The organism is Acinetobacter sp. NRRL B-65365 (genome assembly GCF_001605865.1).
GTDB classification, from domain to species: domain Bacteria; phylum Pseudomonadota; class Gammaproteobacteria; order Pseudomonadales; family Moraxellaceae; genus Acinetobacter; species Acinetobacter vivianii.
The window spans coordinates 18,123-30,972 of sequence record NZ_LRPD01000009.1; the positions used below are offsets into that span (position 1 = coordinate 18,123).

At 38.3% G+C, this 12,850-nt stretch carries 12 protein-coding genes; 6 read left to right on the plus strand and 6 right to left on the minus strand.

Features of this window, described 5'->3' with window-relative positions; translation table 11 throughout:
* The first annotated feature begins 6 nt into the window (after nucleotides 1-6).
* The 4 genes from AWW72_RS05765 (at nucleotide 7) to AWW72_RS05780 (ending at nucleotide 3,739) form a co-directional block, all read left to right on the plus strand.
* Entirely contained in the window at nucleotides 7-1,323 is a 1,317-nt protein-coding gene (locus AWW72_RS05765) for an NAD(P)/FAD-dependent oxidoreductase (protein WP_062846689.1), read from the plus strand.
* An 11-nt stretch (nucleotides 1,324-1,334) separates the two neighbouring features.
* A complete protein-coding gene (locus AWW72_RS05770; protein WP_062846690.1) occupies nucleotides 1,335-1,688 on the plus strand; it encodes a EutQ-related cupin domain-containing protein in 354 nt (117 codons plus the stop codon).
* 197 nt (nucleotides 1,689-1,885) lie between these two features.
* Nucleotides 1,886-3,058: a hypothetical protein gene (locus tag AWW72_RS05775; protein WP_062846691.1), complete on the plus strand. Its 1,173-nt coding sequence runs from the start codon at nucleotides 1,886-1,888 to the stop codon at nucleotides 3,056-3,058.
* Nucleotides 3,059-3,133: 75 nt separating this feature from the next.
* Nucleotides 3,134-3,739 (plus strand): MarC family protein, encoded by a 606-nt coding sequence (locus AWW72_RS05780; RefSeq protein ID WP_062846692.1) that lies wholly within the window; start codon nucleotides 3,134-3,136, stop codon nucleotides 3,737-3,739.
* 41 nt (nucleotides 3,740-3,780) lie between these two features.
* Here the strand turns inward: AWW72_RS05780 and yddG are convergent, their stop codons facing one another.
* From yddG to AWW72_RS05810, 6 genes are all read right to left on the minus strand, one after another.
* Nucleotides 3,781-4,683 carry an aromatic amino acid DMT transporter YddG gene (gene yddG, locus AWW72_RS05785; RefSeq protein WP_062846693.1) on the minus strand — a complete coding sequence of 301 codons (903 nt, stop codon included), beginning with the start codon at nucleotides 4,681-4,683 and terminating at the stop codon, nucleotides 3,781-3,783.
* A gap of 116 nt (nucleotides 4,684-4,799) precedes the next feature.
* On the minus strand, nucleotides 4,800-5,726 hold the full coding sequence (locus AWW72_RS05790; RefSeq protein WP_062846694.1) for a DMT family transporter: 927 nt from the start codon (nucleotides 5,724-5,726) through the stop codon (nucleotides 4,800-4,802).
* Entirely contained in the window at nucleotides 5,726-5,917 is a 192-nt protein-coding gene (locus AWW72_RS05795) for a type II toxin-antitoxin system Phd/YefM family antitoxin (RefSeq protein ID WP_005256459.1), read from the minus strand. The genes AWW72_RS05790 and AWW72_RS05795 overlap by 1 nt, the downstream gene beginning before the upstream one ends.
* A gap of 138 nt (nucleotides 5,918-6,055) precedes the next feature.
* Nucleotides 6,056-6,931, minus strand: coding sequence for a DMT family transporter (locus AWW72_RS05800; protein ID WP_062846695.1), 876 nt, complete (start codon nucleotides 6,929-6,931; stop codon nucleotides 6,056-6,058).
* Nucleotides 6,932-7,056: 125 nt separating this feature from the next.
* A complete protein-coding gene (gene garD, locus AWW72_RS05805; RefSeq protein WP_062846696.1) occupies nucleotides 7,057-8,604 on the minus strand; it encodes a galactarate dehydratase in 1,548 nt (515 codons plus the stop codon).
* A gap of 71 nt (nucleotides 8,605-8,675) precedes the next feature.
* Nucleotides 8,676-10,040, minus strand: a complete 1,365-nt coding sequence (locus AWW72_RS05810) for an MFS transporter (protein WP_062846697.1) — start codon at nucleotides 10,038-10,040, stop codon at nucleotides 8,676-8,678.
* 279 nt (nucleotides 10,041-10,319) lie between these two features.
* Here AWW72_RS05810 and gudD point away from each other — a divergent pair, with 279 nt between their 5' ends.
* Both gudD and kdgD read left to right on the plus strand, forming a co-directional pair.
* Nucleotides 10,320-11,654 carry a glucarate dehydratase gene (gene gudD, locus AWW72_RS05815; protein ID WP_005256465.1) on the plus strand — a complete coding sequence of 445 codons (1,335 nt, stop codon included), beginning with the start codon at nucleotides 10,320-10,322 and terminating at the stop codon, nucleotides 11,652-11,654.
* 265 nt (nucleotides 11,655-11,919) lie between these two features.
* A complete protein-coding gene (gene kdgD / locus AWW72_RS05820; protein WP_062846698.1) occupies nucleotides 11,920-12,831 on the plus strand; it encodes a 5-dehydro-4-deoxyglucarate dehydratase in 912 nt (303 codons plus the stop codon).
* Nucleotides 12,832-12,850: the final 19 nt, after the last annotated feature.

Genomic DNA, 12,850 nt, shown 5'->3' on the forward strand with positions numbered 1-12,850 from the left:
AACAAAATGATTGCTTTACCAAATGATGATAGTACTTGTGGCTGGTATGCGGCATTGCCGCCAGCGGGTCCTGCTAAAAAGTTAATCGGTCCACAAAAAGCAGACTATGCCATTATTGGAGCGGGTTTCGCAGGATTAGCCGCAGCCCGTAGATTGGCAGAACTCAAGCCAAATGCCCGTATTATTCTAGTGGATGCTCAGCGTGTGGCTGAAGGTGCCTCAGGTCGTAATTCAGGGTTTGTAATTGATTTACCCCATAAATTTGCATTATCACATCCAGATCCTTCGCATAAGCAAAAGTTGTTAAGTCTAAACCGATCTGCAATTGCACAATTACAAGGTTTAGTAGAGCGCCATAATATTGATTGTCAGTGGTCGGCAGCAGGTAAATATCAAGGTGCAGTAGGTGAAAGAGGTGAAGCTCATCTCAATCATTTTGAACACTTGATGAAAGATTTAGGTGAACCATATCGTTGGGTTGAAAAGGCCGAGCTGAAAAAAGTATTAGGGACAGATTTTTATAGTCGTGCAATTTTTACCTCAGGTTCTTACTTAATGCAACCAGCAGCCTTAGTAAGAGGTATGGGGGATAATTTACCAGCTAATGTTGAATTATTAGAGCAATCACCAATCCGTGATTTAAAAAGAAATAATAGTCAATGGGTATTAGAAGGTGATCATGGCCTGATCACCACGCCTAAGGTACTTCTAGCAACAAGTATTTTCACGCGTGAATTTGGATATTTGAAAAATCGCCTATTACCCGTCATGACCTTTGCGAGTTGGACACGCCCTCTGACAGACAAAGAAATGAATATTTATCTTGGTGAGTTAGATTGGGGACTAACACCAGCAGATCATGCTGGAACTACATTACGTATGACAGCAGATCGTCGTATCCTGATCCGTAATACTTATAAACATGTACCGAAATACGGTGCCAATGTCAGTGATGATAATCGTCACTGGATACAGGCAGATCATCGTAAAGCCTTTTTAGCACGTTATCCAGAGTTAGCTGATGTGCCATTTACTCATACTTGGGGCGGTGTTTACGCGATTTCTCGTAACTTTACGAATTTCTTCGGTGAATTAGAAGATGGTGTTTATGCAAGTGCTTGTGACAATGGTGTTGGAGCAGCTTGGGGAACAATTTCAGGAACACTTTTAGCTGATTTGGTTGTAGGCGCAGACTCTCAAGCACTAAGTGATATTCAATTTGTGACGGGTATGCCAAGTCTAAATCCACCTGAACCATTTTTAGGTCTTGGAGTGAAGACTCGTATTCGATTTGAAAAGTGGCGTAGTCGTAGTGAATTGTAAGGTAAAAGATGATGAGTGAAGTTCGTTTAGTTGATAGTAAACAATTGATTTTCAACCTACGCGGTGAAACTCCTGATGGGATGGCATATGTTGCTAGAGCGTTAGGTGCAGATGTTTCACCGAATATGGGAATCGGATTTGCACGCTGGGAAGGGGCTGAAGTTAGCTGGAAATTACTTTATGACGAAGTCATTTTTGTAATTGAAGGCTGTTTTGAACTTACTGCTAATGGTCAAAAATATGAAGTTCGGCCGGGACAAATGTTATGGATTCCTGAGGGAACTGACTTAATTTATGGTGGTCATGCATTGTTTGGTTATGTAGTACATCCTGGTAATTGGAAAGAAATACACAGGATTGAATAAAACTATCCATCCACTTTTAAACAGAGCTCAAAGTGGATGGACTTTTTCATGAGTACTTAGGTTCAACGGCAATCTACATAAAAGTTTAAAAATTATTAATTTCAGGAACCTTTCCTGAATAGGAAGTTGCGTCTGAAAAAAACAAGTAAAGAGTAGGATTAGCTCTTTGCAAATATTGATTTAACAAGGAATTGTATATGAGAAAAGTGTTTTTGAAGCTTGGATTGAGCTTAGCGTCTATAAGTTTGGCATGCCCTGCATTGGCAGGTTTAACTTTAGGAGATGCCAATAGTGAAACAGGGGCTTTAACTATTTCAGGTGCTTTACGCGCTAATTATCAAGATAAGAATTATGGTGAAGATGCATCTGATCATAAAATTCAATTTGATGCAGCAATTTTAAGATTAGGTTATGAATCACCAGACTGGTTCGGAAAAGTCGAATATCGCTGCTATCAATACGATACATTTTGCGACTTTTCAACTTTGGTATATGGATATGCGGGATATCATTTAAATTCAACGGATAATATCACTGTGGGTGTACAACCGATTCCATTTGGACCAGGTCGTTTTTGGGATACTAGCTTTTATGCTGGTATTAACAACACCATGGGTTTACAGGACGCTTCAAATTTAGGGGCAAATTATCACTTTGAATTACCGTCTGCCACTAAAATTGATTTAGCATATTTTGCAACTGATGGCGGTAATTATCATGGAGAAAGCAAAGATTTTGCTAGATATACTGCCAATGTAGTCAAATCTTCTGATCCATTAAAAACGAATCTTAATGAAAAAAATATGTGGATGGCAAGGGTAGATCAAGATCTTAAATTTCTAAGTACAGATGATCTGAAAATATCAGTAGGAGGAAGTTACTGGTACTCAGATATTGAAAATAAGAAAACCTCAGCTGATGGCTCAAGAAATACATGGGCACTATTTAATCGCATTAATTATAAAAATTTAAATGTTGTCGTCACTGGTGGAAGACAATCAATTAACAATAAGGATGCTTTAAGTCCAGATAGCTCTACTTTTGGATCTTTTGACGGAGAATATGATCTTGCTAACAAAGGTTATTTCTACACAGTCGATACAAGTTACGTATTTAAAAATGTACGTGATTCGCTGAATGTTACGCCGTACATCGTTTTTAGTGGTTTTAATAAGAAAGAAGATAGCTTTGATAACTCACAACGCAATATTGTTGGGGTCGCTTGGGACTATAAAAATGTTTCTTTATATACCGAATATTTAATGAGTAAAAATGATCCGTTTGTTGGAGGAACGGGTAGCTCCCTAGCAGCAGGTGATGATGGAAAGTGGAATAAGTTATTAAATCTAATGCTGGTTTATAACTTTTAAACGATATCAAAAAAACTTAATAATTTACAGTTCAGGAAGTTTTTAACTTCCTGAACTTGTTAAGGATAACAAAAAATGTCTTCACCATACCTCAGTACTTTTATTCTATTTTTTTCGTTACTCAATCCTTTCCTCATGAGTATCTATATGATCGGTTTAATACGACATACAGAAACGAAAGTTTTTAATAAAGCTTTAATTCAAGGCAGTCTTATTGCGTATGTAGTTTTTCTGCTGTTTGCTTGGGGAGGAGAAGCAATTTTTAATAAATATTTAAATGTTAGATTTGAATCATTTCTTATTTTTGGAGGGCTAATTTTTCTAGTAATAGGGTATCGGTATGTATTCCAGGGGGCCGATACGATTGGAGAAATGAGAGGGGCTCCTGAACATTTGGCTGGGACTATTGCAATGCCATTTATGATTGGACCTGGCACGATTAGTGCTGCTGTAGTCACTGGAATGCATATGTCAATTTTAGAGGCAGCTGCAATTATAGCTTTAGTACTACTTTTAACGTGTAGTGTATTAATTGTTATGAAGTTTTCACATGATCACCTACGTTATAAACATGCAAAGTATATAGATCGTTATTTTGATATCGTAGGTCGTCTTGCTGCTTTAGTAATTGGAACAATAGCAGTCGACATGATAGTAACTGGTGTTTTAAGACTAATTTAAAAAGAGAGATAAAGCCAAAGTTCATCTTTGGCTTATTTATTTTAGATTGCTAATTTCGGGTGGTGAATTTGTTTCTTACGAGTAGAAAGCCAACAAATTAATGAGCCAAATGTTACGGTAATTGCGCCATACCAAAAATTATTAGATAACGTGGAATGTAAGACTATGACTGAAAATGCAGAAGAGAGCATAGGAGAAAAATAAGATAGGATGACTAAAAGTGGCATATTCCCTTTGATGATTCCAACATTCCAAGCGAGATAGCCCATCGCAAAAAAGAATGCATTGATCAGGATAAAAGTATAGCTTGTGAAATGAGTGACATGAGGCAAATTAAACCCTTGTGTAAAAAAGGTCAGAATCCACAAAGCGATTGCCGTCAGAATAAAGTATAAAGAAACAGCATTAGTACCATTACTATGTTTTTTGGTATATATACAATAAAAGGCCCAAAGTATTGAAGCCAAGAAAATTAGAATATAGCTAAGTGGACTTTTATAAAAGTTATCAATAAAGTTAAGATTAGGATGATAGTTAATCATAACTATTCCTGAAAAACTAATTAATATACCAAAAATAGTTAAAAAGTTTATTTTTTCTTCTTTTAGTACCGCTAGCATTAAAATAATCAAGGTTGGCCATAAGCTAAAAATGATATTCATTTCAATCGACTTTTCAACTGATTTTGCTAATGTGATCGAAAAAGCAAAACATAATTCAAAGATTACAAAAAGTGAGCTAGAGATAATCATAAATTTAGCAGACGTTTTTTTAAAGTCAGGTAAACCATAAGAAAAATATAAAAGAATGGCACTTAAAGTGTAGACATAAGTTACTGTATAAATTGGGCCAAAAATCTCTGTAGATAGCCTGAGTAGGCCAACTAAAGTTGACCAGAGTAATAAAGCTAAAATGCCCATACTGGTTGCAATCTGGCGGTTCATTTGTTTTGCCTGATTAAAATAATTTTAATATTAGTTTTTTAATAATTGTTTTTAAAGTTATATTCGCGTGATAATTTATCATGCAATAATGAGTTTTTATTATGGTTGGGTGAGTATTAGTTCTTGAGTCTATTTCTAGATAAAGTAATGACCATTACTCCAATAATGTTAAGAATACATCCAATCCATTGAATAGAATTTAAGTGTTCATCTAAAAACAAAATAGCTAGAAAAATAGTTAAAACAGGGCCAACTGATGAAATAATTGATGATTGAGCTGCACCTAAATGCTCAATACTAAACACAAGCAAAAGGGTCGGGAGGACCGTTGCAAAGATGCCTAGCCCAACGCCATACCAGATTATACTAAGTGGTAAGGAAGTTAAGTGCTGAAGGGGATGAGGATTTATAGAGATAAAATGGATGAAAATACAGAGACAAGCTGCGGACAGTGATAGCCCAGTTAAATTTAAGGAGCCAAATTTTTTTATTAGTGATGGCGTTAGTAACAGATAACATGCAAATGCAACAGCGCTTGCAAAGACAAGGCTAGCGCCAAGCCAAAAGTCATGCTGATCTGTTAAGTTCTTTTGTTCTTGCAGCATAACTAGAACAGTACCCCCATAACTTAAAATTAATGCAATGATGACTTTAATATTAAGTTTTTGTTTGAAGATGATACTGGAGGCGATAACAGTTAAAGTTGGATATAAGAAGAGAATAATCCTTTCCAAAGAAGCACTAATAAATATTAAGCCATAAAAGTCGAGCCAACTAGCGATGTAGTAACCAAGAGCACCAGTCAGAGTGAGTAGAAACCAATCTTTAAGCTTTACATTTTTAAGATGATGTCGACCAATCCAGCATATAAGTAAAAAGAATGGTAAAGCACTTGCCATTCTAATCACCATGAGTGTAGTTGCATCTAAAGTAGAGGTAATGGCATAAGCTTGTTTAATAAAAATAGCTTTAGTACTGAATAAAAAAGCTGATAAAAAGGCACTAACCGAACCTATCTGAAAGGATGAAAGTTTTAAGTTCATCAATTTTTTTCATTTGATTTTTGACATATTTGCTCATATTCAGCTTTTTTATAAGCTTCATAAGATGCTTTACTAATTACAACGGCAGACTCGCGCCCCCGACGTGTAATCTCAACTGGTTGTCCTGACACTGCTTGATCCATAATCATGGATAGTTGTGCTCTAGCATTAGAGTAATTCCAACTAATCATTTAAAAGTCCTTTTAGCTGTTTATTATCGGTTCAAAGATAAGAGAGACTATAGGATGAGTACAACGGATTTATTCTCAATGTTTAATGATTTTTTATCATGGATCATTCGAACTTTTAACGCTATATCAATCAATTAACTACTTTCTAAATCTTGGGCTGCAAAGCAGTATTGCAAATAAAATAATACATATGCCAATAATGCTGAATAGATCGGGTAATTCATGCCAAAAAATAAATCCCCAAATCCCTGCAAAAATAATAGCAATATAATTCATCGGGCCAATTTGTCCTGCTGGTGCCAAGCTATAAGCATATGACATAAATAGTTGGCTAATGTTTGCTAAAAGTCCTGCGGCAATGAGCAGGCTTAATTCGTGCCAAGTGAAAATACGCCAGTGCCAGAACATTGGAATAGAGGAAATTAAAGTACCAAAAATGCAGAAGTAAAATACAATACGTTCAGGCGGCTCTGTACTGGTTAAAGCTCTTACGGTAACAAAGGCCATGGCTGATAAAAAGCACGCACCTATGCCAATAAAAGACAATTCGTTAAATAAGCCTTGGTCGGGTTTGGCAACAAATAAAACTCCAACCAACCCAATAAGAGCAGCAAAAATCATTGATTTAGTGATTTTTTCTTTTAAAAAAAGCCATGCAATCAGTGGAATAAAAATAGGAGAGGAATAACTGAAAACCATTGCATTGGAGAGTTTTAGGTTGGCAATGGCATAGAAAAAACCATACATTGCAGCAAGACCCACCAAACTTCGCCAAGTATGCATCCAGAGTTTATCTGTTTTAACGAAGGCTAATCCTTGTTTAAACAGCATTGGGATAAAAATAAATAGACCCACTGCATTTCTAAAAAACACAACTGTGGCATTGTCTACAGTTTGAGACGCAAAACGAATGCACACTCCCATAATGGAAAACAAAAATGCTGATGTCAAAAGACAAAGCAAGGCTTTTCCAATTTGAGTTGAGGGCTGTGTCGGAGCAGACTGGTTTTGCATATACAAATGAGTTCTTGGTTTTCAGGATTATTTTAGCAGCAGTGATTGGTTTGAGGGAAATGTGTCGTAATTAATATGGGAAATGTGAAAAAGATGAGGTGATATGCCTCATCTTTTAAACTTTATTAGGTCACTGGTGCTGGGTTAAATACAGCGAGTGAGTTATGAATACCCCAACGGTCCGACCACGTTTGTTGCTCGCCACTCGCCACTTGTAAAATCAGTTCAAAAAGTTCCCAACCTACTTCTTCAATGGTTTTCTTCCCAATGGCAATATCGCCAGCGCTGATATCAATTAGGTCATACCAACGGTTTGCAATATTGTTTCGACTTGCCATTTTAATGACCGGCACGGCAGCCAGCCCATAAGGTGTCCCGCGACCCGTTGTGAATACTTGAACGGTAATACCAGATGCCATTTGCTGCGTACCACAGATAAAGTCGCTTGAAGGGGTTGCCGCAAAGATTAAACCTTTTTTAGTCGGTCTTTGGCCCGGTGCGAGAACTTCTACAATCGGTGAGCGGCCTGATTTGGCAATCGATCCCATCGCTTTTTCAACAATGTTATTCAACCCACCTTTTTTATTACCCGGTGTGGTATTGGCACTTCGGTCGACTTGGCCTGCTGCTAAGTAGTCATCGTACCATTTCATTTCCCGAATTAAATCTTTGGCAACTTGTTCACTTGCTGCACGTGGAGTGAGTAAGTGAATACCATCGCGGACTTCCGTAACTTCAGAGAACATGACTGTACCGCCACACTGTACAATCAGGTCAGCTGCGAAACCAACGGCAGGGTTAGAGGTGACTCCAGAAAATGCATCACTGCCGCCACATTGCATGCCTACAACCAAATGAGATGCTAAAACTTCTTCTCGAGTACGTTGATTAAGCTTTTCAAGGTGTTGTTCTGCCACGGATAAAATATGGTTGACCATACTTTCAAAACCGTTATGACGCTCATCTTGCAATTGAATAATATCTTCGTTTGCTAGGGGAATATATTTGTTTTCTTTAGGGATATTTAAAAGTCGTTCGGGTTGCATTTTTTCGCAGCCCAGACTCACAACCATAATTTCTCCACCAAAATTAGGGTTGAGTGCAAGATTATGAATTGTACGAATAGGAACAATTGCAGCAGGTGCATCAATTGCCACACCACAACCATATAAATGGTTTAATCCGACTACACCATCTACATTTGGATATTTAGGAAGTAAATCACGTTCAATAATTTTAACGACATAATCGACAATACCTTCTACACAATTCACACTGGTCGTAATACCTAAAATATTCTTTGTGCCGACGCTGCCATCCTTATTTTTATAACCTTTAAATGTATATCCGCTCAAGGCTGGAAGCTTGGGATCAGGACGAGTTGCTAATTCAAGATCGTCTAGCTCAGGTGCCTCAGGCATTTCGGTAACGGCTTCATTTACCCAAGAACCCGCGGGTAAATCTTTATTGGCATAACCAATAACTTCCCCATAACGAACAATTGCTTCACCTTGCTTTAATGACACTAATAAAACTTTATGTCCTTGTGGTACATGATCAACCAAGGTGAGTTGGTATTCTTCAATAGGTGTAGAGGATGGTAAACCGCCGTCATTCACTACAATGGCTACATTATCAAGAGGACTAATTTTTATGAGGAGAGGCTTCAGCATGATCGTTCCTTGTATACATTTGAAGAGGGAGTCATAACGCTTAGTTTCTTTAAACGTTATGACCTAAAATTTTAAGAAGTAGGTTTTAACTCGAAGCGCTGGATTTTGCCGACCATAAACAGGTAGCAAATAATTGCGATGACCGCATGTATACCTACAAAAACAAGTGCACCATTGAAAGAGCCTGTCGAATTGATGATATAGCCAATCGCAATAGGGATCACAATGCCCGCTGTATTGCCGAAGGTATTAAATAGTCCACCCGATAAACCAACCATTTCTTTTGGCGCAACATCCGACATGACTGCCCAACCTAAGGCACCAAAACCTTTGCCAAAAAAGGCCAGTGACATAAAGAACAAGATGGCTGTTTGCGAATCAACATAGTTACAAACCACGATACTGGTTGAGAGCAGCATGCCAAAAATAATCGGGAATTTACGTGAGAAGGTTAGAGATTTATTCATCTTGATAAGTTTATCGGAAATTACACCGCCTAATACACCACCAATAAATCCACAAAGCGCTGGTAATACAGCCGCAAAACCAGCTTCTAAAATTGACATTTGGCGTTCTTTTACAAGGTAAACAGGGAACCAAGTAATAAAGAAATAGGTTAAGCAGGTAATACAATATTGAGCAATAAAAATACCGAGAAGCATACGAGAAGAGAGCAGTTTCTTAATATTTTTAAAATTCATCTTGTTGTTTTCATCTGCAACTTTAAGCTGATTTTCACCCATGCTGGTAATGGCGCCGCCGGCTTGTAAATATTTAAACTCATCTGAGTTAATCGTAGGGTGCTTTTCTGGGCTATAAATGACTTTTAACCAGATAAAAGCAATCACAATGCCTAGTCCACCCATAATCCAAAACACAGATTGCCAATGAATATGGGCAACCAGCCATCCCATGAATGGTGCAAATATGACAGTGGCAAAATATTGAGCCGAGTTAAATATCGCTGCGGCAGTTCCGCGTTCTTTAGTTGGGAACCAGGCTGCGACAATCTGGCTATTGCCCGGAAATGCAGGACTTTCAGATAATCCAACCAAGAAACGTAAGATAAATAATGAAGCAATAATAAGAGGAATAGAACCTAAAATATCAACAAAACCTAAGAGAATCGTGAAAAATGACCAGAGCAGAATGCTCCAGAAATAAACTCTCCGTGCACCGAATTTGTCGAGTAACCATCCACCTGGAATTTGACCGATGACATATGCCCAGCCAAATGCAGAGAAGATATATCCCATGGTCACAGTGCTTAAACCAAGCTCTTGCGACATCGGAGCGGCAGCCATCGAAAGCGTCGCCCGATCACCGTAATTTAATGAAGTAACTAAAAAAATCATCGCTAAAATGTAATAGCGCGTTTTATTATGTTTTGCTCTTGGCTGACTTACAGCAGCAAGATTTGTTTGCAAATTATCCATATACAAACTCTTTTAATAATCGACCTATTTGCATATCCGTGAAATAGGTGACGTCATGTCAAATTCATCGATAGGATAAAGGAGAAATGAAATTTCTGTCTCTATCCTAAAGTCCTATTCTAAACCGCGCCTTAGATGTATGACATCATATGATTAAAAATATTATTTTGGCAAGTAGGCTGATAAAAATAATTTTTCGACGCATTATATTGACAAGTCATATGATGTCTTATAAGTTCTACAAATGAAAATAATCTAAATATGCCAAGGAGTATTTTAATGGCGACCTCTACACCTATCGTTAAATCAATTCGAGCAATTCCCGTTGCTGGGCATGACAGTATGCTGCTCAATTTGAGTGGCGCTCATGGACCATATTTCACTCGTAACATACTTATTATTGAGGATAATTCTGGAAATATTGGGGTAGGCGAAATTCCAGGCGGAGAAAAAATTTTAGCGACCTTAAATGATGCGAAAGCCTTGGTAGAAGGGCAGCCGATTGGCGAATATAAAAATCTACTCAAGAAAATTCAGCAAACTTTTGCTGACCGCGACAGCGGTGGCCGCGGCAATCAAACCTTTGATTTACGTACCACAATTCATGTTGTAACGGCTTATGAGTCGGCACTACTTGATTTACTGGGTAAGCATTTAAATGTGAATGTCGCAAGTTTGCTTGGCGAGGGCCAGCAACGTAGTGAAGTTGAAGTTCTCGGATATTTATTCTTTATCGGTGACCGAAAACAGACTTCATTAGACTATGCGACAACACCTCAGCATAACCATGATTGGTATAAAGTTCGTCATGAAAAAGCGTTAACACCTGAGGCTGTGCAGCGTTTAGCAGAAGCGTCTTATGATCGTTATGGATTTAAAGACTTTAAATTAAAAGGAGGCGTGTTACAGGGCGAACAAGAAGCTGAAGCTGTTACAGCTATCGCGCGCCGTTTTCCAGAAGCGCGTGTGACGCTTGATCCAAACGGGGCATGGTTTTTAGACGAAGCCATTGCTTTAGGCAAACATCTTAAAGGTGTGTTGGCCTATGCAGAAGACCCGTGCGGTGCAGAACAAGGTTATTCAAGCCGTGAAATTATGGCCGAGTTTAAACGTGCCACAGGTTTACCCACAGCGACCAATATGATTGCGACCGACTGGCGAGAAATGTCGCATAGTATTCAATTGCAAGCCGTTGATATTCCTTTGGCTGATCCACATTTCTGGACATTGGAAGGTTCTGTTCGAGTTTCACAGCTCTGCAATATGTATAACTTAACGTGGGGTTCGCACTCTAATAATCACTTTGATATTTCACTTGCGATGTTTACCCATGTTGCAGCCGCGGCGGTAGGCAAGGTAACGGCAATTGATACGCACTGGATTTGGCAAGAAGGTACAGATCAGCTAACGAAAGAGCCGCTTGAAATTAAGGACGGTAAAATTCAGGTGCCAACAGCTCCAGGACTTGGTGTCGAGCTGGACTGGGATCGTATTAATCAAGCACATGAACTGTATAAATTAAAAGGTTTAGGGGCTCGTAATGATGCCGATGCAATGCAATATTTAATTCCTAACTGGTCGTTTAATAATAAAAAGCCATGTCTGGTTCGCTAATTTTTAGCGATATGTCTAGATAATTCGTTTTTTTGATTGTTTTCAAACTTTGCTGCTCATACGAGCAGCTTTTTTATGTCTATTTATTCGCTTTTTCAGTAAAAGATTATTTAAATATTTTATAAAACAAGTAGTTGGATTGTCATATTTTGGAAAAAATTAATCTTTTTTAAAATTTTAAACTTTCAGGGGAAAAAGATATTGATCAGAAGAAAACTTATGATGTAAGATGTCTGACAACATAAACGCAGATGGATATTTTATAATGGATGCTCTTGAGTTAAAAAACATTGTTTCTGATGGTCTTCTTTCTTTTCCGGTGACCGACTTTGACCAAAATGGGGACTTTAATAAATCTTCTTATGCAAAACGTCTTGAATGGTTAGCTCCTTATGGCGCAAGTGCATTATTTGCTGCGGGTGGTACAGGTGAGTTTTTCTCGTTAACTGGCAATGAATACTCTGACGTAATTAAAACTGCGGTTGATACTTGTAAAGGCAGTGTACCGATTATTGCTGGCGCAGGTGGTCCGACACGTCAAGCGATTGAACAGGCAAAAGAAGCAGAGCGCTTAGGCGCGCACGGTATTTTGTTAATGCCGCATTACTTAACTGAAGCAAGCCAAGAAGGTTTGATCGAACACGTTAAGCAAGTCTGTAATTCAGTCGACTTTGGCGTAATTTTTTATAACCGTAGCGTTTCAAGATTAAATCTCGATTCAATCCAAAAGTTAGCCGAGATGTGCCCGAACTTAATCGGTTTTAAAGACAGCTCTGGTCAAATCGATATGATGACGGCAGTGACTCAAACGATGGGTGACCGTTTGTCATATTTAGGTGGCTTGCCAACAGCAGAGGTTTTTGCAGCGCCATATAAAGCCTTAGGTTGCCCAGTTTATTCATCAGCTGTATTTAACTTTATTCCAAAGACTGCAATGGAGTTTTATAACGCACTTCGCAGTGATGACTTTGAAACAACCAATCGCTTAATTAAAGATTTCTTCTTGCCGCTGATTAAAATTCGCGACCGTAAATCAGGTTATGCCGTCAGCATGATTAAGGCAGGTGCCAAAATTGTTGGACACGATGCTGGTCCAGTGCGTCCACCATTAAGTGATTTAACTCCAGCAGACTATGAAGATTTGGCTGCTCTCATTGCGACACTTGGTCCGCAATAATTCTATCTGTTTAGGCATT